The organism is Peribacillus glennii (assembly GCF_003429105.1).
GTDB lineage: Bacteria > Bacillota > Bacilli > Bacillales > DSM-1321 > Peribacillus > Peribacillus glennii.
The window spans coordinates 63,216-88,391 of record NZ_QVTD01000021.1 but is presented as its reverse complement, the minus strand read 5'-3'; the positions used below and the strand labels follow the sequence as shown (position 1 = coordinate 88,391).

At 37.5% G+C, this 25,176-nt stretch carries 27 protein-coding genes and 2 pseudogenes; 24 read left to right on the top strand and 5 right to left on the bottom strand.

Annotated features, from left to right (window positions below; all coding sequences use genetic code 11):
- The first annotated feature begins 305 nt into the window (after positions 1-305).
- From D0466_RS20365 to D0466_RS20325, 9 genes are all read left to right on the top strand, one after another.
- A complete protein-coding gene (locus D0466_RS20365) occupies positions 306-875 on the top strand; it encodes a DeoR family transcriptional regulator (RefSeq protein WP_117324339.1) in 570 nt (189 codons plus the stop codon).
- A gap of 1 nt (position 876) precedes the next feature.
- The gene (locus tag D0466_RS20360) at positions 877-2,568 is read left to right on the top strand and encodes a copper resistance protein CopC (protein ID WP_158555979.1); all 1,692 of its coding nucleotides are present in this window, start codon (positions 877-879) and stop codon (positions 2,566-2,568) included.
- 22 nt (positions 2,569-2,590) lie between these two features.
- Positions 2,591-3,235: a YcnI family copper-binding membrane protein gene (locus D0466_RS20355; RefSeq protein ID WP_117324348.1), complete on the top strand. Its 645-nt coding sequence runs from the start codon at positions 2,591-2,593 to the stop codon at positions 3,233-3,235.
- Positions 3,236-3,408: 173 nt separating this feature from the next.
- The gene (locus tag D0466_RS20350) at positions 3,409-3,714 is read left to right on the top strand and encodes a hypothetical protein (protein WP_117324337.1); all 306 of its coding nucleotides are present in this window, start codon (positions 3,409-3,411) and stop codon (positions 3,712-3,714) included.
- A gap of 435 nt (positions 3,715-4,149) precedes the next feature.
- Positions 4,150-4,494: a PadR family transcriptional regulator gene (locus tag D0466_RS20345; RefSeq protein WP_117324336.1), complete on the top strand. Its 345-nt coding sequence runs from the start codon at positions 4,150-4,152 to the stop codon at positions 4,492-4,494.
- Positions 4,491-4,832 carry a DUF1048 domain-containing protein gene (locus tag D0466_RS20340; protein WP_117324335.1) on the top strand — a complete coding sequence of 114 codons (342 nt, stop codon included), beginning with the start codon at positions 4,491-4,493 and terminating at the stop codon, positions 4,830-4,832. Before D0466_RS20345 ends, D0466_RS20340 begins: the two co-directional genes overlap by 4 nt.
- Before the next feature lie 261 nt (positions 4,833-5,093).
- Positions 5,094-5,735: a DUF1835 domain-containing protein gene (locus D0466_RS20335; protein WP_117324334.1), complete on the top strand. Its 642-nt coding sequence runs from the start codon at positions 5,094-5,096 to the stop codon at positions 5,733-5,735.
- On the top strand, positions 5,732-6,121 hold the full coding sequence (locus D0466_RS20330; protein WP_117324333.1) for a DUF3658 domain-containing protein: 390 nt from the start codon (positions 5,732-5,734) through the stop codon (positions 6,119-6,121). Before D0466_RS20335 ends, D0466_RS20330 begins: the two co-directional genes overlap by 4 nt.
- Before the next feature lie 271 nt (positions 6,122-6,392).
- Complete coding sequence (locus tag D0466_RS20325; protein WP_117324332.1) at positions 6,393-6,794, top strand: hypothetical protein; 402 nt, start codon at positions 6,393-6,395, stop codon at positions 6,792-6,794.
- A gap of 101 nt (positions 6,795-6,895) precedes the next feature.
- Here the strand turns inward: D0466_RS20325 and D0466_RS20320 are convergent, their stop codons facing one another.
- Positions 6,896-7,723, bottom strand: coding sequence for a tyrosine-type recombinase/integrase (locus D0466_RS20320; protein WP_117324331.1), 828 nt, complete (start codon positions 7,721-7,723; stop codon positions 6,896-6,898).
- A gap of 662 nt (positions 7,724-8,385) precedes the next feature.
- Positions 8,386-9,918: a multicopper oxidase family protein gene (locus D0466_RS20310; protein WP_117324347.1), complete on the bottom strand. Its 1,533-nt coding sequence runs from the start codon at positions 9,916-9,918 to the stop codon at positions 8,386-8,388.
- Between the two features lie 707 nt (positions 9,919-10,625).
- Here D0466_RS20310 and D0466_RS23185 point away from each other — a divergent pair.
- Positions 10,626-11,207 carry a pyridoxal phosphate-dependent decarboxylase family protein gene (locus D0466_RS23185; protein WP_233522762.1) on the top strand — a complete coding sequence of 194 codons (582 nt, stop codon included), beginning with the start codon at positions 10,626-10,628 and terminating at the stop codon, positions 11,205-11,207.
- A gap of 614 nt (positions 11,208-11,821) precedes the next feature.
- Here the strand turns inward: D0466_RS23185 and D0466_RS20300 are convergent.
- Entirely contained in the window at positions 11,822-12,385 is a 564-nt protein-coding gene (locus tag D0466_RS20300; protein WP_117324329.1) for a cysteine hydrolase family protein, read from the bottom strand.
- A 387-nt stretch (positions 12,386-12,772) separates the two neighbouring features.
- The gene (locus D0466_RS20295; protein ID WP_117324328.1) at positions 12,773-13,417 is read right to left on the bottom strand and encodes a cupin domain-containing protein; all 645 of its coding nucleotides are present in this window, start codon (positions 13,415-13,417) and stop codon (positions 12,773-12,775) included.
- An 802-nt stretch (positions 13,418-14,219) separates the two neighbouring features.
- Here D0466_RS20295 and D0466_RS20285 point away from each other — a divergent pair.
- The 7 genes from D0466_RS20285 (at position 14,220) to D0466_RS20265 (ending at position 19,543) form a co-directional block, all read left to right on the top strand.
- Positions 14,220-15,083 (top strand): PhzF family phenazine biosynthesis protein, encoded by an 864-nt coding sequence (locus tag D0466_RS20285; protein WP_117324326.1) that lies wholly within the window; start codon positions 14,220-14,222, stop codon positions 15,081-15,083.
- A 395-nt stretch (positions 15,084-15,478) separates the two neighbouring features.
- Complete coding sequence (locus D0466_RS20280) at positions 15,479-16,459, top strand: DNA/RNA non-specific endonuclease (protein WP_117324325.1); 981 nt, start codon at positions 15,479-15,481, stop codon at positions 16,457-16,459.
- Positions 16,460-16,620: 161 nt separating this feature from the next.
- Positions 16,621-16,779 carry a hypothetical protein gene (locus D0466_RS22395; protein ID WP_158555978.1) on the top strand — a complete coding sequence of 53 codons (159 nt, stop codon included), beginning with the start codon at positions 16,621-16,623 and terminating at the stop codon, positions 16,777-16,779.
- Positions 16,780-16,917: 138 nt separating this feature from the next.
- Positions 16,918-17,763 (top strand): methyl-accepting chemotaxis protein, encoded by an 846-nt coding sequence (locus tag D0466_RS20275; RefSeq protein ID WP_233522761.1) that lies wholly within the window; start codon positions 16,918-16,920, stop codon positions 17,761-17,763.
- Between the two features lie 705 nt (positions 17,764-18,468).
- Complete coding sequence (locus tag D0466_RS22640; protein WP_199484600.1) at positions 18,469-18,639, top strand: hypothetical protein; 171 nt, start codon at positions 18,469-18,471, stop codon at positions 18,637-18,639.
- Positions 18,600-18,902 carry a GNAT family N-acetyltransferase gene (locus D0466_RS23745; RefSeq protein ID WP_199484601.1) on the top strand — a complete coding sequence of 101 codons (303 nt, stop codon included), beginning with the start codon at positions 18,600-18,602 and terminating at the stop codon, positions 18,900-18,902. The genes D0466_RS22640 and D0466_RS23745 overlap by 40 nt, the downstream gene beginning before the upstream one ends.
- Before the next feature lie 203 nt (positions 18,903-19,105).
- On the top strand, positions 19,106-19,543 hold the full coding sequence (locus tag D0466_RS20265) for a VOC family protein (protein ID WP_117324324.1): 438 nt from the start codon (positions 19,106-19,108) through the stop codon (positions 19,541-19,543).
- Positions 19,544-19,745: 202 nt separating this feature from the next.
- On the opposite strand, the gene D0466_RS20260 is transcribed toward D0466_RS20265, so the two are convergent.
- Entirely contained in the window at positions 19,746-20,240 is a 495-nt protein-coding gene (locus D0466_RS20260) for an STAS domain-containing protein (protein WP_325048748.1), read from the bottom strand.
- Positions 20,241-20,519: 279 nt separating this feature from the next.
- Between D0466_RS20260 and D0466_RS20255 the strand changes: the two genes are divergently transcribed.
- The 7 genes and pseudogenes from D0466_RS20255 to D0466_RS20230 all read left to right on the top strand — a co-directional run bounded on the left by D0466_RS20255 (position 20,520) and on the right by D0466_RS20230 (position 24,902).
- On the top strand, positions 20,520-21,092 hold the full coding sequence (locus tag D0466_RS20255; RefSeq protein WP_117324322.1) for an HNH endonuclease: 573 nt from the start codon (positions 20,520-20,522) through the stop codon (positions 21,090-21,092).
- Positions 21,093-21,097: 5 nt separating this feature from the next.
- Complete coding sequence (locus D0466_RS20250; protein WP_142919959.1) at positions 21,098-21,319, top strand: hypothetical protein; 222 nt, start codon at positions 21,098-21,100, stop codon at positions 21,317-21,319.
- A gap of 54 nt (positions 21,320-21,373) precedes the next feature.
- Positions 21,374-22,057, top strand: a pseudogene (locus tag D0466_RS23740) (flavoprotein); the annotation flags it as partial.
- Positions 22,047-23,369 (top strand): MFS transporter, encoded by a 1,323-nt coding sequence (locus D0466_RS20240; RefSeq protein WP_233522758.1) that lies wholly within the window; start codon positions 22,047-22,049, stop codon positions 23,367-23,369. The pseudogene D0466_RS23740 and the gene D0466_RS20240, both read left to right, overlap by 11 nt.
- 735 nt (positions 23,370-24,104) lie before the next feature.
- A pseudogene (locus D0466_RS23735) lies at positions 24,105-24,185 on the top strand (YHYH domain-containing protein); the annotation flags it as partial.
- Positions 24,186-24,203: 18 nt separating this feature from the next.
- Positions 24,204-24,515, top strand: a complete 312-nt coding sequence (locus D0466_RS20235; RefSeq protein ID WP_233522757.1) for a hypothetical protein — start codon at positions 24,204-24,206, stop codon at positions 24,513-24,515.
- Between the two features lie 6 nt (positions 24,516-24,521).
- Positions 24,522-24,902, top strand: coding sequence for a FliH/SctL family protein (locus D0466_RS20230; RefSeq protein ID WP_117324319.1), 381 nt, complete (start codon positions 24,522-24,524; stop codon positions 24,900-24,902).
- The last annotated feature ends 274 nt before the right edge of the window (positions 24,903-25,176 follow it).

The window sequence follows — 25,176 nt, the reverse complement described above, 5'->3', positions numbered from 1 at the left end:
CAAGATACCTAAAATCGCTGCCAGAAAGACTAATACATTCATAATCCCGCCCTCTTTTGATTAATGAAGAAGATGGAGGTATAAAGGAACATGTACCTATTCCTGAATAAAAGTGTTGCGGGGATATTTGTTTTGTATCCAACCATGGTCAACTCAGAATCTATATTTCAAAGGCATGATGAATGTTAATAAATTGTTGTTGTTCACCATACTTTCACATTTTATAACATAATATATGTTGCATTGTGATCTTTAAGAGGAGTAAAATTAAGAGCAAAAGAGGAGGATGAGGAAGGAGGAAAAACATGCTTCCAATCGAAAGGCAGCAACTTATACAGACATGGATTGAAGAAGAAGGTTCCTTGCGGGTTTCGGAATTAAGCAAGCGTTTAAATGTATCCGAAATGACGGTGTACCGTGACATCAAACCTTTAGTGGAGCAAAATAAAATCATCAAGACGTCTAGTGGCATTATTCAAGCTCCGGTTAAAACGGCTTCGTTCAATGCGTGTGTGTACTGCATGAAAGAAGCCCATAGCCGTCATACGGTACAAATCATTGGTCTTGAGAAGACGGTGGAACAGGCGTGTTGTCTCCATTGCGGATTATTGTATTATGCTGAAAACGAGGCGAATGTAAGCCATCTTCTATGCAATGACTTTTTGTACGATACGACAATGAGTGCTACGACTGGCACTTTCCTCATAGGGGCGGATTTGCATATAAATTGCTGCCATCCCCAGGTGGTTGCTTTTAGCACAGTGGTACAGGCTGAGAAATTCCAGAAAGGATTCGGCGGAGACTTGTACACATTATCCGAAGCCATGAATGCCCTTCTGCGAAAAACGGATTGTGGCTGTTCCTGTTCTCTATAACATGGTAAAAGTAAATGATTCACTAAAGAAATTTGGTTTTGTTGTACTATTAGTGTACCTATTTACATTAGTTCCCAAAGTGGCATGGGCACATGCCTATCTTGTCAGTTCAAACCCTGCAGAAAATGAAACATTGACCGAGCCGCCATCCAAAGTAACCCTGCAATTCAGTGAGTCCATTCAATCCGGCTTCCATTCGATTGTACTGGTGGATTCATCAGGAGACCAAATCATGCTATCCGACTCGATTGGCAAGGATGCCTCCATCCTGGAAGCCCCCATCACAGAGGAATTGGCTGCTGGAATCTATTACATGCAATGGAAGGTGATTTCGGCCGATGGACACCCCATACATGGAGCGATTCCGTTCAATGTGGAAGCAGCACAAAAAGGAACAGATCCAGTTCCGGTGGAAGAACCAGGTTCAAATCCAGATTCCAATCCAGTTCCAGCAGCCACAGGTGGCGATAACCCAACGTTCGATGTAATTGCCCTTCGATGGTTGCTATACATGGGGTTGTCCTTGTTTATCGGGGTCATCGTTTGTAACCTGTTCATCATACAGGGTCCACCACAACAGCAAGCCAAAAGCATGCGGGTGATATGGGCATCCTTAATTGCTATAAGCATCGCCTTGCTCCTGAACTTGCCGCTCCAAACCACACTTTATGCGGGCGTATCGTGGTCAGAAGCCTTTACTCTTTCTTTGCTTAAGGAGACAGCCGAACAAACGACTGTTGGAACGGTGTGGGTCTTTCAGCTGCTCTTATTAGTGATCTTGTGGCTGTTTGCTTGGATGGCGACACTTATCCGCTCCGAAATATCGGTGCGGAATTGGAGCCTACCGCTTCTGGCATCGGTAGGCCTTCTTGTCAGCAAAGCGTTCACAAGCCATGCGGCAGGGTCGGAAAACCCAATCCTTGCGGTCACGATGGATTTCCTCCACTTATTGGCCAGTTCCGTTTGGGTGGGAGGATTGTTCACCGTGGTGTTCCTTTTGCCAAGAGGCGACCTGGATTCTACAAATGAAAGGCAGGATTACTGGAAGTCTTTACACCGATTCTCCTTATGGGCGATGATAGCAGTGGCAATCATCCTGTTAACAGGAATTTATGGAAGTCTGCTGTATGTTCCTACCTGGTATTCCCTGTTCCATTCCCCTTACGGGAAAGTCCTGCTGGGGAAAATCCTGCTATTTTCCCTTATGGTGATGCTCGGAGCCTTTCACTTTTTGAGAACCAGGAAAAAAGGCAACACAGGAATTCACCGTACGGCGTGGTTCGAACTGGCCTTAGGGATCAGTGTCCTGATTATCGTGACCATCCTTACCAATCTACCGACAGCCGCTTCGTCACCCGGCCCATTTAAGGTCACCCAAAAAGTACAGGGCGGTCATTCTGTAACGCTGGAAATAAGCCCGAATGTCGCAGGCCACAATACCTTTCAGATCGATGTAAGGAACACTGAGGGAGAAACGGTCACGGACATTGAACAGGTCACCCTGAGTTTGAATCATATGGACATGGAGATGGAGGAAAACACGGTTATTGTGACCAAGAAATCGCCTGGTCACTTTCAAACAGAAGGCTTGTATATGAACATGAATGGAAAGTGGAGACTATCTGTTCATGTGCTAACAAGTTCATTGGATAGTTATGGTGTTGAGTTCCACCCTACCGTGGGTACAAAATAATACATTAGAGGTGTTTTAAATGATGAAAATACTATGGAAGAAATGGTCTGTCGGCTTTACTGCAATTGCTGCCGCCCTATTCCTTTACGCAGGAGCTGCGAGTGCACACGTTACTGTCATTCCCGGAGAATCGGCACCTGGAGCCTGGGAAACGTATATGATGAAAGTGCCGGTTGAAAAAAATGTGAATACAGTCAAGGTAGCGTTGAAGGTGCCGGATGGTGTGGAGGTCATGTCTTACCAGCCTGTGCCAGGATGGGAAGTTACCCAGCAAAAAGATGGTTCTGGCAAGACTACCACAATCACCTGGACAGCAACCGGGGACGGAATTGCGGCAGGACAGTTTCAGCAATTTTCTTTTGTAGGGAAGAATCCTGAAAAGGAAACAGAGGCAGCATGGGATGCTTTTCAATACTATAAAGACGGTTCCATTGTAGAGTGGACTGGCGATGAAAGTTCGGATACACCTCATTCCATCACAAAGATCACTTCATCCACTGATAAACCTGAAGGTCAAACTCACAATGAACAAGAAACTACAGACAAGAACACAGAAACAAAGTCAGATTCAGGAGAATCTGGATCCAATGCGATGGTACTCACTACATCAATAGTAGCATTGGTTGTTTCCATTCTTGCTTTGATCTTGTCATTGAGGAAAAAGTAACATTAAACAACCCCTGTCTGATATTTTGTCTTATCAAGTAGGGGTTTTTTCTTGTTCCTCTAAAGGGGCAGGTTAGTTGAACAACTTAGCTCTGAAAAATCCAGATTTTTGAAACAAATAATAAGTATAAATCGTAAAATAATTATAGTATCTATGTTTTAGGAGGTCAGAAAATGCTTGTGATTTCCTTAGTTTTAATGGTTTTAGGTGTAGTAATTATATATGTTGGTTTTTCTGTCACTCGAAAAGGAAAGACATCATTCATTGCAGGAAATAATGAATTGTTTTTTCCGAAAAATGAAAAGAAATTAGCTGGGCGGATAGGATTAGTAATAATGTTATTTGGCGTGGAAACATTTTTATTCCCAGCCATATATCATTTTTTAGATGGAGTAGAGGGAGACCATTTTGCAGTATTAGCAGTTCTTCATATTTTGTGTGTGTTTATTTTAATGATAGCAGACCAAATGGAGAGGTAAAGTATAAGTTCTTATTCAACTATCAGGTGCGTTGACCTAGGAAGGATTAACGGACTTTTTTGTTGCTCTTATTGTGCTAATGGGCAGGTTAGCTTAAGTACATTTCTTCACAAACTTATTGATAAGCCTATCCCTAAAATAACAAACGCATCAAATTAATTGAGGCTCAATTCGAGACTGTTTGGATTACTAATCACCATCTTGGTCACTTTAATATGTAAATTAAGTCCACTAAAATTTAGCGAGGACTAAGCTGTCAAACACCTCTGAAGCAGTAAAAATGGGCTTTTTTTACAAAAAGTTTTATTGACAAGTGATGCTACTTAGCGATACTATATACCAGTATTCGGTAATAACGAATATCTGTATCACAAAACACCTGTGATACAGAGTACTGAAATAAATATAAGTGAAATACAAATGGAGGAAAAATACTTGGAAAATATCACGGAAATGCTGAAAGGGGTGCTTGAGGGTTGTGTACTTGAGATCATCAGCCGTGGCGAAACCTACGGCTATGAAATCACGCAACAGCTGCGAGAACTTGGCTTCACTGATGTGGTTGAAGGCACAGTTTATACGATTACGATGCGGCTTGAGAAAAACAATTTGGTGGACATTGAGAAAAAGCCATCCACTATGGGACCGCCTAGAAAATTTTACACCCTCAATGCGGCAGGTAAAGAGCAACTTAAAATCTTTTGGAAAAAGTGGGAATTCGTCTCAAGTAAAATTAACGAACTCAAAACTAATAAAATCAAAAGGAGAGAAGTAAAATGAATATTTTTGAAAAAATTATCGGAAGTCTGGATGACAAGCGGGAATGGAGGGAGATGGAGGCACGTGTGAAGGCACTTCCAAGTGAGTACTGCAATGCTTACAAAGCTATTCAAAAATATATGTGGACTGCTGGTGGTGGTCCCACCGACTGGAAGGACAGCAGCCGTATCTTTGTCGGCATTCTCGACCTCTTCGAGGAAGGAGCAGCAGAAGGCAAGAAAGTCACTGACCTTACGGGCGAGGACGTGGCTGCTTTCTGCGACGACCTAGTGAAGGATGAGCAAACTTGGAAGGACAAGTATCGCAAGAAGTTGAACGATACCATTGGTCGTGGTTAACGGCGAAATCCTAGTGAATTTTCGCCTAGCATCGACACTAACGATTTAACGAGTTGTTCGAAGCAACTATGTACTAACTTTTGTGAAAGAATGTACTTAAAGTAACGGGTACTTGAGTTTAAGAAGGATTGCTGCTGCAATCCATTTTTCTTATTCAACTAAAGGGCAGGTTAGTTTAAGAGTATTTGGAGAAAATATCTTCAAAAAGAACATTTTTTATTTATGATTAATACTTTTAAATGATTTAGAAGGAGTATTTAGATGGATATTCTCGACGATATAAAGAATAAAGTAAAGGACTTGCCAGAACAGGAAGTAAGGTCATACTTGCAATTTATTCTTTATAGGATTGCATTGTTAGAGGATAAAGAGAATTCTTTAGTTGAGTTGGCAAAAGATCTTAAAGAAATCTTTAATGAAATTCTCTATCCAAAAGTTACAGACCCAGATCCATTTGGAAAAGGTAATTACAAAAAAGTTCATATACAAGTTGGATACCCATTTTTAAGACAGCCATTAAAAGAATTAAACTTACTTGAAGAAGAGTTTATTATTGCTTTCCACGATAATTTTTCTATTGCTCCTATATACAGTTTAGATTCCGAAAAGGGTCAAACAGATAGAATCGATTGGTTAAAAAACAACCTTACTAATGAATATGAAGTTGAATTTTATAAAGAAAGTTTTCCGAGAGTAATTGCTCAATTATCATCAATTCCAGAAAATGTTCCAATTCACATATGGGTATCTGAAAATGCACATGAACATACAGCTCTTCTTTTTACAATGTATTTGTTGCGGGAACAAAAAATCAATATTTCAATCATTGATACTGCAAAATTGTATAGAGAATTGTATAAAAAAAGGCTAAGAGGTATGTACCCGTATTTTCGGGTGAAATAATTGAAGAAGAATTACAAACCATTTATAAATATAGCCAAGAAAACAAGCAGATTTTATCAGACATAGAGCGTAAGCATTTTGAAAAAGAGTGGTTAGACCTCTCAAACAATTTCGGTACTTTAAGAATATGGGAAAACGGAGAAATAAAAGTAGTAGCTGAAAACTACTACGATGATTTTATAATTGAAAAAGCTAAGAAGCTGATTGGGAAGAAAAAGGGGTTTCTTATGTGTGCAAGATTAGTCGGTGAAGTTTATGGACATATTCTTCAATATATCGGTGACAGCTTTTTGGAATATAGGGTTAGGAAATTAATTGAAAAGGGAATTTTTGAATATAAAGGTAGCCTAGAAGCAATGCGTTATTACAGTATTAAATTTAAGTAAATGTTCTGCTGGAGGGAAGCACTAAAAATGCTTCTCTTTTTTGTGGTAAATTCATAACAACTTAAAATAGTATGTGAAGAAATGTACTTAAACTAACGGGGGCGTTAGCTGAAGATATGAGCTGTCTATAAGGCAGCTTTTTCTTATGGCACTAACGTTGCAGTTTAGTGAAAGAAGACGTTAGGTGAACCATTAACATTGATATTATTCAAGGTGATACTTATGATGGGTGCTTTAATAAGAATATTGTATTTTTGAAAGGGATTTTTCAATGACAGCTCATTATTTTATCGCTACATTAAAACCAATTCCTGAATACCACACAAGTGAAAATAATTATCCATATCTAAATGGTGAAGCGTATAAGGAAAGTTTGTCGTTTACCCTCCCTTATGTTTATGAACTTGGAGGTGAAGATATTGAATTTATTACATTCTTAGATTCATTTATGGAAATAGGGGATGTTGTAGAACTATATATATTTGAGGAAGGACGACTGGGTTATCCCTTATCACATAATTATCCAGAAGAGGCCAGAACAATTAATCTCTTTAAAAAAACTTACAAAGATCAATACGGTGAATATCAATTAGACCCAAAGAAATGGAAAGAAGAGCTTCCCAGACGAACTATTGCATCCAAACAAAACGTTACCACATTCGTTAAATATTAGTGACCTGCTGCTCTCAAGGTTGTTATTGAACTAACAGGTGCAACAATCAAAGAAAAGCAATGCATTTTGCTGCACTGCTTTTCAGCGTGTTAAAAGTACTTTCAATAAAGTTCCTGTCTTAGGCTGCCGCTTAACTGTGCGTATATCCTGGTAGTCTCACTTTTCTCATGGCCCAGTAAACTTTGGATGACTTCCAGTGGTGCACCATTATTCAACAGGTGAGTAGCGTAGCTGTGCCTTAGCTGGTGCGGATGAATCGCTTTATTGATCATGGCACGGTCTGAAATCCGTCTTATAATGTATCTCATCTGGGCGATACTCATCCGATGCGGGTCCCTCTCGGTGACAAAAATGGCCGGATCCCCATCACGCCGTTCCTCAAGATACCGTTTAAGCCAGATTCCGCAACGTGTGCTGAAATACACTTCCCTCTCCTTATCACCTTTTCCCCTTACCACGGCGGACCGATTCTGCCAATTGATCCTGCTCTTTTCCAGGGAAACAATTTCACCTATCCGGCAGCCAGTGGAAAACATAAATTCAAACAGGGCCTTTTCCATTGGGGTGAAGCATGCTTCCCGTAAATGTTCGATTTCCGTCTCAGTCAAGAACTTCGGTATCCGTTTTCCCGGCCTTGGTTCCTTTATCTTGGCTGCGGGGTTTTTCGTGATATGCCCCTCTTCATGTGACCAGCGAAGTAATGATTTCATGAACCTAATCCGGTGAGCGAGGCTTGAAGGTTTGAGGCTTTCACTTGATTTTGCTAGGTATTCTTTTAACTGAGAGGTAGTAATGTCATCGAGTGGGATATTTTTGAAATATCGAATGAGCAATGCGGATTGTACTTGATACGCTTTCAAGGTTTGTGGCGAAAATCCTTGAATCCTTTTGTCAGATTCATAAGTTTCCCACGCTTTTGCTAATAACATAATATATCTCTCCCAAATTGCTTTTTAGCATTATCGACTTCAATCATATATTTGAAACGGGAGTGATTCCTCTAACTATTGGGTCAAGCTAGTGGAATTAGTTCATTGGTTTGTACCAGTAATGTTACAAAACCGCCATATACTCAATGAAATGCGACCTTCATTTTGTCTTATTATTGTTTTATGAAGGGAGGTTTTTACGTGTATATTGTCGAGTTTATCGCTAAACACATTGAGAGCACCTTTAGGAGAAAAACTTTCTCTTCCCCGCGGACAATGCACGATTTTATCTGTTGCTTTGAACTAAAAGAAGGAAAGGCTTATTCCTTTTATGACTCAAAGTTAGAAAGGTTTACAGCCTATTTTTGCCGGTTAAGTTATTTTTCAAAAAACGAGGATTTTGGATTTAAACTCTTTTTTGATATTGCTTCTTCCACTTTTAATAACGAGAAAGATTCCCAGAATCAGGTGTTTTAAAATTCGGAGCTGTTTTTGGGCAGCTTTTCTTGTTCCACTATAGTGGCAGGTTAGCTTAATAAAGTAAAAAACATTGGGTCCCAATGCTCTTTGTAGATTAATTTTGTACTTCAAGAAAATCTAAGGGATTATTTTAAATTATATAAAGGTGTTTAAGCTATTAATTTTTGACAGAACACAGTCTATTATCGGATAACTATAAACGGTCTCATCATCTCATAATCTTCGTGCTCCAAGATATGACAGTGCCATACATACAATCCGGTAAAAGGACCAAACTTCATGATAATTCTAGCAATCTGGTTAGGATTAACTCGAACGGTATCCTTCCATCCTCGTTCGTATGGTTCAGGAGGAATCGCCGGACCCGTATAATGGATCAATTTGTCCTTGTTAAACTTTTCTACATCGAAATTTCTCCTATCTAAGATTTGAAAATCAATTAAGTGAAGATGAATAGGGTGTGTATCCGTAGTTAAGTTAATGAGATACCATATTTCAGTTGATTCTAATTTTGGATTTTCAGTGATGGGGGCATCCCACTGTTTATTATCCAATAACATAAATTCACGACCGTACTTATCCATGTTATCATTTAGTGTTAGGTATCGTATCTTGGAAGCTGACTGTTCATTTATTTTGGGAACAGGCATTATATAAGCCGGAATAGCACTCGTATCCACACTAGACAATGGAAGAGTTACTCTAAACTGCATCACAGTGCCCGTATTTTCATCAACTGGATCTCCGGTTGGAAATGGAGCAGGGGCATCGTTTGTCATGATAATATTCTTACCCTCAAGATTGGTAAAATCAATGATCACCTCTGCTCGTTCTGCAGGTGCTAACATAATTTCTTTTACACCTATCGGGTGCTGTATAAAGCCTCCATCGGTTGCAATTTGATACATACGTTGTCCTGAGCCAAGTTTAATTCTAAAGAAACGGGTGTTGGATGCGTTTAGCAACCTAAATCGATACTTACGTGGTTCCACTTCTAAATAGGGATGTACTTTGCCATTCACTAATATCGTTTTTCCCACGAATTCAGGAATGATCGACGTTTCTAATTCCGGGATTGGTTTATCTGGCTGCTTTGGGTAATAAAGGGATCCATCTTTATTAAATGTCTTGTCTTGTATCATTATAGGGATTTCATACTTCCCACTTGGTAAATTTAATAAGCGTTCCTGTTGATGTCTGATTAAATAAAATCCCGCCAATCCAGCATAAACATTAAGCCTAGTAATACCTAAGGCATGGTCATGATACCAAAGTGTGGAATCATGACCGCAATTATCATATCGATAGATTTGCTTCCTAAAATATCGACCGACTTGTTTGAATCCTTTTGTAAACCAAGCCTCCGGATAGCCATCGCTTTCCCATTCAACACAAGCTCCATGTACATGTACCACCGTCCGTACTTCCGGTACGTCCATATGGGCACCATGCACAGTATGATCTACAGGAAACAGGTGCTTATCAGGAAGATTGTTGATCCATTTGATAAATACGATTTTACCTTTTTCTACTTCTATGGTAGGACCTGGATAGCTGCCTTCATAGCCCCATACCGTTGTATCATTTAACTCACTATGGAGAGATTGTTTAAATTCCGTCATATTCACTTCATAATACGTATATAACTGATCTTTCCATTGAGGTTTTAAAACAGGAGGGATTGGAAGTTCGTCTACAAATTTTGTGAGAATTATTTTTGGCGGATTTGCTTCCACACTGCCACATTGGTTATTGGGTGTGCATTTACATTGATCTCCACATTTACAATTTGGATTTTTGCAGTACGGGTTGGTACATTGTTTGGATAAGTTGTGCAAGTTATGTGAAATGCCATCATTAATACTCATTAAGATTCCCCCATTTTCGCATTTTTCGAATCCCGTCATACCCAACCTTTGCCCTTCCAATTGTAGAAAATGTATAATGCTTTTGCATTTCCATCAGAAACTACATTCATACTATAATACTCCTTGTTTTCTTGAACTATTATTAAGTAATGCATGTTGGGCTTAGGAGGTATCAAAAAAGAGTTCACTGTGAAAATATTTTAGTACTGCATATCTCCAAAACAATCGAAGGTCGGTGACCATTTTTTCCAAGTTATATTAAGACCAAATGAAAAAAGGGTCAACCAGTTAACGAGGGGTGATATTATCCCCTACAGGTAGACAGTAAAAAAAGAGAACATGATAATATGTTCTTAACAGTCTGCCTGGGAGGGGGAGGCACCGATCCAGTGTGTGTACATCAATTCTGGATATACAAATTGAGTGTGTATAATAACTATTAATGCACCCAAGAAGGTAAGGAAAATACCCAATTTCTTTCTTGAAATCATTTAACTCTAGTCCTTTCTTTCTAATTTTCCATCCTTATTTATTTTTAACAGTATTATAAATATTTGGAAGTTTTAATTAAGCAATCAAAAAACTGTAAAGGTGATATACAGTGGGTTATTTTAGTACCAGAAGCGAGCCATACTTCTCGTCATAAAGCAGCAATGTTATTAGGATTAGGTACCTCTAGTGTAATCTCTGTAAAAAGTAATCGTAATTCTCAGATGGATATCTCCGACTTAGAAAAAAAGATTATTAAATTGTTTGAAGACGGGAAAAAACCTTTTGCAGTTGTAGCAACGGCCGGAACAACTGTAACGGGTAGTATTGATCCCATCTTATCCATTGCAGAAACAGCAAAGAAGTATGGGCTCTGGTTACATGTAGATGATGCTTATGGTGGGGCATTAATATTTTCAGAGAAGTATCGTCAATTACTTTCTGGTATTGAAAGGGCAGATTCTATAACTTTTAACCCTCAAAAATGGATGTATGTTGCAAAAACATGTGCTATGGTTTTATTTAAGAATCGTGAATTGTTGGAAACGGATTTCCGAATTTCTGCTCCATATATGAATGATATAAATTTTACAAATTTAGGTGAAGTTAGTGTTCAAGGCACCCGTCATGCGGACATTTTAAAGTAATATTTGTCGCTTCAACACATTGGACTAAAAGGTTACGACCAACTATTGAAGGAAAGTTATTTATTAGTTGAGGAATTTGTAATGCAAGTTAAAAAACGCTCCTACATAGAATTAGCAAGTGAACCTGATACAAATTTATGTTGTTTTAGAGGAAGACCAAAATATCTCGATTCGAAACAATGGGACCAATGGAACTTAGAATTACAACAGTATCTGCTTAATGAAGAACGTTTTTTTTCTCCTTGCCAACTTATAGAGGAGACGTTGGTTAAGAGCAGTTCTATTAAATCCTTATACTCCAATCTCAACAATACAAAAAATATTTAGTAAGATAGATGAATTTTATATAAATCACCATAGTTATAAATCTAAATCCTATTAAATAAACTGGGTGCTCAAGTTCAATTAATAGGATTTAACTTAGAACAAACGTGCGGATTCTTGAATAAGAAATGTTTTTCTCAATGAACTAACGGGTGCTTTACTTAAATAACGAGAAAGGCTTTTTTCATGTTCAACTAAAGGGGCAGTTTAGTCATAGATGAGAACGAATCTAATATTCGAATATGAAATAAACAAAGCAGGGGAAATTCCCTGCTTATTAAGTGCTATTTTTAGCTTTCCCTATAAGAATCGTGAGTTGGACGAAATAAATCTTCCTCAGAATTTCTGACAATAGAAAAGTGATCAACATTATAATGACCGTGAAGTGTAGTATTATGATGCTTTATTATTTGTTGTGAATTTAAAACATCATTGCCCAATGTTGAATGCCCATCACCAACTAACGTTACATCAAAACCACTAATAGTTGCTGTTCTGACTGCACTATCTATACAATGCTGTGTTTCACAGCCCATAATCACAATATGTTCAATATGTTGTGATTTTAAATGTTCTAACAGGCCTGTCCCATAAAAGGAATTTGTTGCGGATTTATCGAAAACCTTTGCTTCAGTGGGTACATTAATTTCATTGTGAACTTGAAATCCATTACCTTTTCCTTCAGCAACATCAAGATCCCTTACAAACACAACTGGAACACCTGATTCTCTTGCTTTGTTAATCACTTTATTGATATTACTGATAAGTTGATTTTTATTGAAGATTGGACCTACTTCTTGATTTCCATCAATTAATTCTTGTTGTGCATCAATGACTAATAATGTTTGATTCAAATAAAATCCCCTTTCAAATGTGGGGAACGCTAAATGTTTGTTAGTTAGTCGTAATCCCCCTTACAAATTTTCAGCAATCTTTTATATCGTTTTTTATACTATCTACATCCAAAACAAATATTGTCTAAAATAGTGCATAATTATTAGACTATATGAATTGTAGCATAATTGCTTTACTGACAGTCGATACAAGTAAATTTTAACATTGGTTCTTCAACTAACGGGTGCTTTCTTCAATAAGGAGAAAGGCTTTTTCTTCTTCAACTAAAGGGCAGTTTTGTTTAATAAGAAGTATGAAATTGCATTTTACTTTTTCGTCTCATTGAAGGAAATTAACCACAAAGAAGACATGGATGTTCCATGCCTATGGTGTAATCCGTTCATCCGTTAGCCCCAATATTGCCGATACTGTTGAATGGGGGTATGTGGGTATTCTTGAATATATTGGGGTTGTTGATATTGTTGATTTATATTTTGATATGGTATGTTTTCCTTTACTCTGTTACAGTCCTTGTATGGACCTATATATGTTGTCGGTTTAACAGGTGCAATTGCTTGTTTCCATTGATTTTCGTCAAGACAATAAGTATGCGACATGATATTTGAAGGAGTAAATTTCAAAATATCAGAACCTAAAATAACTTCTGGAGTTGGTGCATTAAAAATTGCCAAAAGATGAGTGTTATCGACTAAGGCTATTTCATAATGCCACCAGCCTTGCGGGACATTTGCCACTTGCCCTGGAGTTATGATGTAAGTTTGGAGTTGTTTTGTAAAAGGATTCAGCATCGACACAGCGGCTGAACCAGAGATGCAATAGACGAGTTCGGCAGCATTCTGGTGATAGTGGGGTTCCACCACATTACTCTTGCTAAGGAAAATATCCAGCAGGGACACATCTTCAAGCGTATTCAGCTGCTGAACACCTAAAACGTTGATATAATTTTGGTTGTCTTTAATGAACAAAGGGCTTTTATTCACATCAAATGTATACTGAGTCGCAGGGGAAGTATAATCCATATACTTAACCATAAATTTTATTCACCTCTTTTTTTAAAATCATACTTATAGGCATGTTATTCACTTAAATCTAGTTCGGTGTAAATAATTTTAAAAAAGGTACTTGTTCAAATAACGGGGTGCTTTACTTCAATAAGGAGTAAGGCTTTTTCTTCTTCAACTAAAGAAGCAGTTTAGTGAAACATTTATTACTTCTTACAGTGGATAATATCCTGGAAATTGTGTAATTGATTTAAGCTAATTATAAAGAAAAAAGTCTTGTGTCTTTAATTACCACAAGACTTTTTTGTATTTAATATGGGGTAGGGATAGGAGGACAGGCAACAGCATCTATAAGTCTGGGGTCAATTCCAAAGAATTGCCAGAAGACGCCGTTCCACCTATATCCAGATAACTCACCATACTCCACACGAGTTGGATAAAACCAAAATTGACTCCCATTTCTAAGCCATACATAAGTGTATTGATATACACAGTCTACGATATAAGATACGGAAGGTTTTGGTGGTATAAATGTTGGAGGAGGAGATTGTGGGCTCATTGTCCCCTGGCGAGAGAAATATCCTATGTGATTTCACTCCTTTTAGTTAGGTTACATCATTATATGTTGAAAAGAAGTGAAAGGATTTATTTAATGCGAAAAACTAAAGATTGTGAAGTAATGTACTCTTAAACTAGTGGGTGCTTATGTTGAAGATCAGCTGCAGTACCTGGTGGCTTTTTCTTATTCTACTAAAGGGGCAGGTTACTTTAAGAAAAAACTATTTCAATATTACTGAAATGTTATAATAAGGATTAAAAGGAGAGAAACTTAATGAAATTTTTCATAGTTGATGTTTTTGCGGGAAAACCATATGAAGGAAATCAATTAGCTGTTTGTATACCTGATGAGGATATTACCCAAGAAAAAATGCAACAAATTGCGAAGGAAATAAACTTTTCAGAAACTACATTTATAATGTCTAGATTACAAAAAAACGGTGGCTACGATGTAAAGATTTTTACGCCTGATTCGGAGATACCATTTGCAGGACATCCTACACTTGGAACCGCATACATTATTCAACGTTTCATAGATGGTAATAATTCAAATGAAATTAAACTTAATCTTGAAGTTGGACAGATTCCTGTAATGTTTAATGGACAAGAGGGTTTAATGTTACAAAATCAGCCAATATTTAAAAATACAATAGATGTAGAAACTATCTCAAAAATTCTCCAAATTGACATTAAGGATATCAATGTTGAACTTCCTATCCAAGTAGTTTCAACTGGATTACCAAGCATTATTGTAAATTTAAAGACTTTAGATGCAGTAAACTGCTGTAAATTAAATCATCAACTTTATGACGAACTTTTAGAGGAAATAGGAGATGCAAATCTTCTTATCTTTACAAAAGAAACAGTAAATCCATCTAACGATTTACATGTAAGAGTCTTTATGTTTACGTCAGGTCATTTAGAAGACCCAGCTACGGGGAGTGCTAACGGAAATTTAGCTGGGTATTTATTAGGACATAACGTTTTTGATAGCCAAGATATAAGTTATTCAGTTGAACAAGGTTATTCGATTAATAGGAAATCATTATTAAAAGCAGTAGCTACTAAACATAATTCCAAGTACACAATACAAATAGGTGGTAGTGCTTTTGTTGTAGCAGAAGGCAAATGGTTATAATATGATATTCAACTAACGGGTGCTTTACTTCAATAAGGAGTAAGGCTTTTTCTTATGGAACTAAAGGGGCAGGATAGCTGAAAAAATAAAAAATAAATTAAACCAAGTAAAGTACCTCGATATGGTATAATATGACTAAGTTACTTCGCCGTTATTTGTCCAATTGATGGGGCTCTTATACGGCTTCTTTTATGTTAAGAATATCTTGTTTTAACTTAAATAACTTAGCTCTTAGCTGTCAGTCTTGGCAGCTTTTTCTTCTTGTACAGAAGGTGCAGATTAGTTGAATAAGGATTCAACACCAAAGATAGGTATATTCCAACAAAAGTTCAAAATGTGTTATTGCTTGTATACGAATTGTATGGTGGAGAAACATGTGAAAGGTGTGCAGAAATGTGAACAAAAGAGTAATTTCCGTTGTAGCGACAGTGGTTTTGCTATCCTTCCTTGCGGGTTGCGGAACCATTACCGAACAGGCTTCGCCAAAAAAAGTGCAATCCCAAACAAGTGCGGCCGCTAAGACTGTTAAAACTAATGACACGGAAAAACCAAAGAGTGACAGTGAACCCACCAAAGCGGCTCCTGCATCCAGCACGCCAAAGGCAACAGGCACAGCGGGCGGATTTGATGACAGCAAATATACCCTACTTAAAGTAGACGGCGGGGACATTTCAGGATATAGACAGCCAAATGCCAAAGTGGATGTCGGTTTCGGAGGACGGGAATATTGGGCGTATACAAATGACTTCGGTCAGCTCATTCGTGTTGAGGCGAAAAAAATAACACTCCAAAATCCGAATACTGAACATGTTTCATCATCTGGGAGATACTATTCCGATGAAGCAAACGTTCCCGGCACAGAGAGTCCAACGCTAGATGAAGGGCATGTAATTGCTGATTCACTTGGGGGAGTATCTAACACATATAACATTACACCTCAAGACAACATTCTCAATAGGCACGGCGATCAATCTTATATGGAAAAAGTAATTAGAGATGCTGGAGGTTGTACAGATTTCGTAGCAGTGATTCAATATCCAAATACTCAGACACAAATTCCTAACCATTATAAATTCACATACAAAATTCAGGGCAGAACCATTACAGATGAATTTGACAATGTAAACCCAGATGAAGTGAACAAAAATTTAGGGAAAACGACAGGTACGAGCAGTACGCCACCGAAAACAAACAATGTACCGGTAAACGAACCGGTAAGTAGCATCGAAGTTGTTAGTAAGGTGGATACCAATCATAATGGAAGTGTTACGATCTCTGAAGCCAAAGCTGCTGGCTTTAAAATGCCAATTACGCGAGATTCATGGCTCTATAAATATATGGATGATAGAGATGGTGATGGATTAGTAGGTGAATAAATGGGGTTATGCGGCGATTCTTTTCTTCTTATTGAAGTAACGGAGCAGTTTAGTAGCATAAAAAATATTAATTAAGTGCAACCAATCAATATGATAGATGGTAAAATTATGTATATAAAAATGTGTATTTTCTAAATAAATAGAATAGGGGCATGAATGAAATGACTGAAGAATTTTTTGTATGCGGAAACACGAACGAAGAAGACATTGAGTATAAAACGGTATTTCTTGACGACGGTTGGAAAGAAGTTAAGAAAAAAGTTTGGGTATGCAAAGATGAAGATGATTGTGGCATGAGAATGTTTGGAAACAAGAACTAGTTTTAGAAACTATACAGGAAAAAACTGATCAATCATTAATGAATAACCAGAATGTTCAATAATATATTACTTATTAAATAACAATTATTTTATAGAACTAACGGGTGCTTTACTAAACTAATTAAGAGGGATAGAAAAATGACGAACTATATGACACTTAACTCCAATGCTGTACATCCTATTTTAGAGAACTACTTAAAATTTATTCCTGTAGTTCATTCTATGTTACCGGATATCGCTATTGGGTTAACAGATACTAATGAATGGCTGTGTTATCACCCAGGGAAAAAAATTGATATAGGAGCACGGCGAGGCTTGAAAATAAACCCAGAAGAACCCTTGGCTGCCTGTATAAAATATAATAAATCTATTGAGGAAGAAGTCCCCGAGATGTTTTTTGGTATTCCATTTACTGGCTTAGCAACGCCTATTGTTGCAGAAGGAAAAGTGATTGGTTCAGTAGCTATTCAGCTCCAGAAACAAAATGAAAGAGCATTAAGAAGGATTTCAGAGGAGATTGTCCAATCACTTGAACAAGCAAATACTCGTGTCACTAACATTACAGAAGGTTCTGAAACTCTTGCTGGTATCAGTAACGTTCTTCTTGAACAAGCCAAAGAAGGTTCAGAAGAAGTAAAAAAAACCGATGAAGTCTTAAAATTTATAAAGAAAGTGGCGGATCAAACGAACCTATTGGGTTTAAATGCATCTATTGAGGCCGCAAGAGCTGGTCAGCAAGGGGCTGGATTTACAGTAGTTGCTAACGAGATTAGAAAACTTTCAGCTGAAACAATGTCCTCTACTGAAAAAATAAGGGAAACTCTTACAAATATCCAACAGTCAATGGACGATATCACTACATCCATCCAGAAAGTGGTTTCCGTTGGCAAGGAGCAAGCGATGTCCACAGAGGACATTTCAATGTTTATATCAAAAATCGAAACTATGAGTAAAGAATTAAACAAGTACGCCTCGGAATTATAATGCAAAAATGAAGTTGCATAGAATAGCAACTTCATTTAGTTTTGTTGTTGAACTAGAACAGATACAAGTTAAAGGGGAGTAAATATGTGCCTTAAAATTGCTCTTGGATGTTGTTGATGAATTGAAAGAAGCTAATAGGCTGATGAATTTTAGGGTGCTGGGTTTCCAGGACCTTTTTTTATGGTTCTTAAACGAAATTTCCCATTAACTGGTTTTTGTAAAATGAATTATTATTCCTTTAAAACAAATAAAACTCCCATGAAAATAAAAACTGAAAAAAGACATACAAAATAGACCCAGAAAAACCAGTTTTTAAAAAGAGGCTGGACCTCATAAAAGTTAGATATAAAATTAGTGGTACATGGCTTGGATTCAAACCTTTCTCGTTGGAGTAAAATAAGTGCAGCTGGAGCAACAACCAGAATTAGGATTAATCTCCCATGAGTGCTATCCATCAAGGGTGCGACAGTCGGTGGTACACCGTGGTAGTTGGAGTCAGACTAACGGATGGGCTCAATGGCACCATAGTGTATCGACCTTCCTCTCCGGCCATAGAAACAGCATGGACGGCTTAGGAGCATTTTCATTCTCTGTGGTGAATCGCTGTTTTTGTGATTTATAGGTGGCTAACGGGCAGTTAGTTTGAATAACAATCAAAGTTTCTTATAGGTATGAATATATTGATAAAATTGGAGAGTGGAATGGATGGGGATTAGAAAAGCCGATCTTGAGGATTGGAAGCAAATTTCTTCTTTATTAACCCAGTTAGAGTATCCAGATACGGAGCAATTTATAAAAGATAAAGTGGAAACACTTCTTATGGAAACCAATGAGGAATTATTAGTGTTGAAGAAGATGAAAAGGTTCTTGCTTTAATTTCCATTCATTTTATACCTCAATTAGCTGTAAGAGGATACTTCGCAAGGATAAGTTATTTTGCAGTTGATACAAACATTAGAAGTAAGGGGATAGGACGAAAGATTGAAGAATACTGTACTGATTTAGCAATACAAAGAAATTGCGATAGAATCGAAGTCCATTGCCATTCAAGGAGAAAAGCTGCACATAGGTTTTATATGCGACAGGGGTTTACTGAATCCCCAAAATACTTTATTAAAATGTTACCTCAATCTGACTAATATCTGTAATCTTCTTCAGCAAACGGGTGCGTTGATCCAGGAAGAATTAAAGGCCTTTTTTATTGAATTCCTCTTATTGAGCTAAAGGGGCAGGTTTGTTGAAAAAGGAAGGATATTTTCCTGTTTTAAGCCAATTAGAATTTAAAACAAACCTTACACAAATACAGGTATTGAAAATAACAAGAACATAGGAGGTATGAGATATGAAGATCGATAGAATAGATCATGTGAGTATAAACGTAAATGATCTTTCAGAGGCTAAAGCGTTTTTTCTTGATTTAGGACTTGAAGTGCAAGCGGAATGGGAATTGGATGGAGAACAATTGGACAGAATAGTTGGGCTTAATGATGTTAAAACGGCATGTGTAGGATTGGGGATGCCAGATGGTCAGGCATGGATAGAGCTAGTCAAATTTTATACGCCGTCAGATGAAAAAGATATTCAGCAACCTTTTGCAAATACGCTGGGTATCCGACATATTTGCTTTGCAGTTGAAGATATTGAAGCTATTGTTGCAAAATTGAAAAAGAAGGGCACGGAAATTTTTAGTGAGATACAGCAATATGAAGAAAGTTATAAGTTATGCTACGTTCGTGGTCCAGAGGGAATTATTTTAGAATTGGCGGAGAAAATCACATAAATATTGAATGGGACTTTAAATGATTTAGATCTCCAACTTTAATGATTTCTTCTTAAACTATCGGGGCTTTACTTCAATAAGGAGTAAGGCTTTTTCTTCTTCAACTAAAGGGGCAGGTTAGTTCAAGAAAGAATCTAGAGGATTCGATTATCTGATAAACAAAATTACGATTAAAAAAGAGTTGCCAAAGCAACTCTCCTCTCTAAAAATTGGATTTAATATCTAATTCCAAGTAACTTATGTGCTTATTCAATGCTTGTTGTAAAGATCCAAATGTTTCGGTGTCCTTTCCAAACCTGAAACCTAAATGGATCATTTTTCTAACGACCTCAGCTCTCAACCCAGTTATAACAGTCCGACATTCCATCATTGAACTGCCATCGATAATTTTCAATAAATGATCAATTACTTCATTATCCATCTCTGCAATCCCTGACAAATCCAAAATCAAAGTTTGAATACGTAATTTTCCTATTTCCTGTAAGACCTTTTCTTCCATCACATTTGTTCGGAAAGTATCGACCGTTCCAATTAACGGCAAAATACATATTGTTGGTGAAATTGGTATAATAGGTACGGACAGATTTTCGACCAATTCTCTTTGGGACTTTATTAAGGCATCCTTGTATGTACTAAAATTAATAAAGAAGGCATTTAAAAATGCATCCACTCCATTATTTATTTGTTTTTCAAACAAAAAAAAGTCCTCATTCAGGGGAAATAATCCTTTAACGACACCATTAATGACTGATTTTGTTATTCAACTAAAGGGGCAGCATGCCTGTAACAAAGAAAAGTTTGTGAAAAAATGTATTTAAACTATAGGGGGCGTTAATTGAAAAAGGTGTTGTGTCCTGTTTATTAAACCGTTCGCATTGTCATTTTTACTGGTTTCCGTATTTTCTCTTTGAGGTAATATCTATCCAATAGTCAATGTATTCAAATGTAAAAATGGTTATTAGAGAGGTGACTCATATTGGAGAAAGCAAATGTTATAAGTGAAGTGTGTAGTAATTTAATGAGCGGGAAGAGAGATAAAGGAGAAGCTCTTCTCACTAAGCACTATCCTTTTTATGGACTAGAATATGCTAAGCGATCCTACTCAAAATTACAGATGCTTAATATATTAATCCGGGACGGGTTTATCGATCGATACAGCGGTCAAAAACTTATTTTCCCTCCTGTATTAAGAGTTTTATCGGAAACTTACCCTAATCAATTTCCTTATCATCCAAATTGGAAGGTGAACGAATGCCATCCGGCTTATTGGGATCTTTCACCGACGATGGACCATATTGTACCCATAGTAAAAGGTGGAGAAAATAATAGTGAGAATTTAGTATCCACTTCTATGTTAAGAAACAGTGCCAAATCCAATTTTACTTTGGAGGAACTGGGTTGGAAATTGTATGAACCAGGAAAATTTTCCGAGTGGGATGGGATGATACACTGGTTTATGGAGTATGTTGAAAATCATCAGGAGTTGCTAACGATAACGATTATCAAACAATGGTATATGACAGTTCAGATGATTTACAAAAAAATCTAAAAAACATGGAAAGAAAAACAGAAAAGCTGGAAAAGAAACAAACAGTCAGTTTTGAAGAATTGTTTACTGACAATTTCATGAGTAAGTACACAAACAACTCATCCATCCAAGATTTCTTCGATAAAAGTCCTTTTGAATTTAAAAAGAACGATGACTTCGAAAAGATCAATAAAAAAGAATTAGATAAGTATGTGGCGAAACAAACGGAATTCTCAACCTGGGAATAGATGCTGGGTAAAGCTGGAGAAGAACACATAGTAAGGCAACTGGGGTTTATTTACAAGAAAAAAATAGCAGATGTATATGGTGGTCAAGAAAGCGATGGTTTGCCAGCGAGAGGGGAGCTAGGAATTAAGATTCAACAATTCGTGGAATCCGAAAATGTAAATATCCTGACACCATTTCATATCCATGAAGTTTCTTCCAAGAATGAGAAAATCATTATCACAGGGGACCTTAACGGAGAGCAAACCTCAATCGATGGCATCGATGAAATCGTGGTTAGCACGGGATTCAGACCCGATACATCATTCTTAAACGAAGTAAGATTAAGCCTGGATTCAGTTGTCGAAAGTGTAGAGGCTCTTGCTCCACTAATTGACCCAAACATTCACAGCTGTGGAACGGTGCGACCACATGGTGAAGAAGAACTCAGGCAGCCTGAAAAGGATTTCTAAATTGTCGGTATGAAAAGCTATGGTAGAGCACCAACATTCTTGCTCGCTACAGGTTATGAACAGGTAAGATCAGTAGTCGCATATTTAACGGGGGATCTTACAGGTGCAAAAGAAGTTCATCTAGAACTCCCTGAAACAAGCGTGTACAGTGTTAATTTAGCAAACTGCTGTGAAGACGATACTACCTCAGTCGATAATTGTGAGTCGGCGTCTTGCTCGGTAGAAAAGGAGCGTTTTGCAACAAATCCTTGTTGCGGAACCAGTGTCCCTGTAAAGATTGAGATTTAAATTAAATCCTGCTGTGGTTAAAACTAAAGGCCAGTCTCAGATTGGTCTTGTTTTGCAGGAACCGAGGGGTGACTCCACTATTGAACAAAATAAACAACCTGTTATAGCACTTGCCCTTATTACTGCCTTTTGTTTAGCGGGAGACTCTATGCTCTATATTGTACTCCCGACACACTGGAAAGAGGTTGGACTTACTTCATTGGTACAGGTAGGCATCCTTCTGTCTGTGAACCGATTTGTACGACTGCCTTTAAATCCTATCATCGGGTATATCTACAAAAAAATAAACTTCCGAACGGGAATCCTGATTGCCGTTTTGTTTAGCAGTATCACGACCATTAGTTACGGGGTTGTAGAGAATTTTAGTATCTGGATTATTCTACGCTCAGTTTGGGGATTCTCATGGTCAATGTTTAAGCTAGGTGCATATTTAATGGTTTTAGAACTCTCTTCTGATTCAAACCGTGGATATTTAATGGGAAGTTATAATGGGCTGTACCGTCTTGGAAGCCTAATTGGGATGTTATTAGGAGGGATATTTGCCGACTTATTTGGGGTGATGGTGATCAGTACCGCCCTCGGTTTGACCGCATTGATGACCATCCCATTTATCTTTAAATACATTCCTACATTCGCAAACAAAAAGGAAACAGCGGGAACACATCAATTATTGCTTCCCAATATAAAATCGATTTTTAATCAAAAGCTCATCATGATTATGATCACGGCATTTTTGTTAACTATGCTTTTTGAAGGGATGATTACAGCAACGCTAAGCCATCTTATTCATGTTAAATATTCCAATCACATTAACCTGTTTGAAGTGATTATTGGAGCTGCAACAGTCGCTGGACTTATACAGGCATTAAGATGGGGAATTGCACCTTTCGTAGTTCCGAAAGTAGGGAGGTTATTGGATAAAGTCCAATACAAAAATAGGACACTAGCTTTGTTCTTAGCGTTGGCTTTCCTCACCCTCTTGGTGTTACCCATCGACTTGCCAATATTAATTTGGTTACCGATACTATTAATTCATTTATTGGTGGCATCGTCACTTACAACCATAATGGATGGGCTTGTCACTGAACATACTGCAAGGGTTGCGAATAGAATTTTTATTATGACAACCTTTACAATTGTAGTCGATTTAGGGGCCGCCCTAGGACCTATTTTAGGTTACACGCTTGAAAATAAACTAGGACTTACAAATTTACTCTGGTTAGCGGGCTTGAAATGCTTTTTGCTATCGATTTCATGGTTATTCCTGCAATACAAACGAACTAATCAAACTACATTTTATCAGCATATGTAGTGCCTCTTTGTTTTAATCATAGCGAATTAAACAAAAGGTCCGACTTGAGGTGGACCTTTTGTCATCCTTTCTTGTTTATTTGACAGAGCAGTTTAAAAAAGTACCATAAAAAAGCATGCTGGGCTATTGTCACTCCTCCTATCGTCTGCAGCAATATCTTAAATCCGTTTGGAGCTTTCCTGTTGTAACTCATCAAAACCTTTCTTAAAGCATTTTCTGGCATTTATCCTTGCCCAATCCCTATATATTCTTCGTAAGGTGGTTGTTCGCTCTTATAGTGACAAGAACTTGAAAAACGGATTCATCATTTTCGCCAACAAGTATTCCGATGTTACGACGTTTCACATTGTGAAAAGTAATATGTTTTTCCCTTTTCAATTACGTGCATATTTATTCCTCCTTTATAACGGAAGGATACGACAACGGGGGATTGATACCTTGTGTATAGTTTGTAAATTGTGTGAATATTTGTTAGAAATGTTACACCATTCTTACTATGAACACCGGCAGCCGTCAGCCAAAATTATATTTTTACATCATTTGAAGTAAGAAATTATCAATTAATATTTGGAGAACACTGAAAATAGTTATTTACACTGTTGCCCCGCTATTAGAAAAATTTAGAAAAAGACAATTGTATAAAGGGAAAGGATTAATGAAAAGATGGATGATTTTTGTTCCGGTGTTTTTATTGATGATTGTCCTTGTTTTAATATTTGAAAGGATGCCCATGCTCACCCAGGGAGAACTGATTCAAGTGGCGGCCATACATGTAGGACTAATTGTGGAAGCTGGGGACTTCAAACAGGGCAATACCATACACATGGAGGAGCAATGGAACCCAGTACACCTTCATCCCAAAGTTCTTCAAGCCCGGATTCGTCAGCGAATTCAAATGATTCTTGGGATAAGGATTGCACCGATTTCTCCAGTTATGATGAAGTTGTTGAATATTTGAACAGTAAAGGATACAGCAAAACAAATGATCCAGAAAGATTGGATGGCTGGGGAAATTCTGTGGATGACGGGATACCCTGTGAGGCTCCCGGTGGCTATGATACTGCCAAAATTAACGGAAGTCCCGCTCAACTCGCAGAAAAGGCCGCAGTGCAGGACGAAGCTAAGGGTAAAAAGGCTGGATATTAAGCCGGGTTGATTGCTGGTCAAAAAGGTACCACTAGTAAAAATTCAATTACAAGCGGTTCAGATGCATACCAAGAGGGCTACGCCAGTGGATCTGATGAAGGATATCAAAAAGGAAGCGAGCAGCTAGAAAACCAACATATAACTGCCAAGAAAGAAGGATACTTACTTGGTAAAAAGCAAGATAAATTAGTTGTGCCGCATTACGCTTCGGTAAATTCCTTAAAATCTTCATATACTCAGGGTTTCAATAAGACAATTGCAAAAAAGGACGAAGTGAAAAAGAAAGAATACATAGCATTAGGGATTAAAGATGGTAAAGCGGGTAGTATGAACAAACCAAAAAATACAAAATTGAAATTTGTAAAACTTGAGAGTGTGATCCCATGATAGTATTAAGTTTATTTTTAGCTTACATAATATTTATACCTTGGTTGCACTTTTTCAATTATTGAATGTTCTCATAAATTATCGTAGAAAAGCTGATTATCCGTACAAATAATGATGATTATCGTTTAATTCATTATTGACTACTTCCCCATGATATATTCCTGAAACAAGCCATAATCGACAAGGTGGGGATTATGCGGTTCACATAGTAAATGTGAACAACAAGTATACGAAGCAATAAGTTATAATGACCTCAACTAAGAGGAAGGGTGTG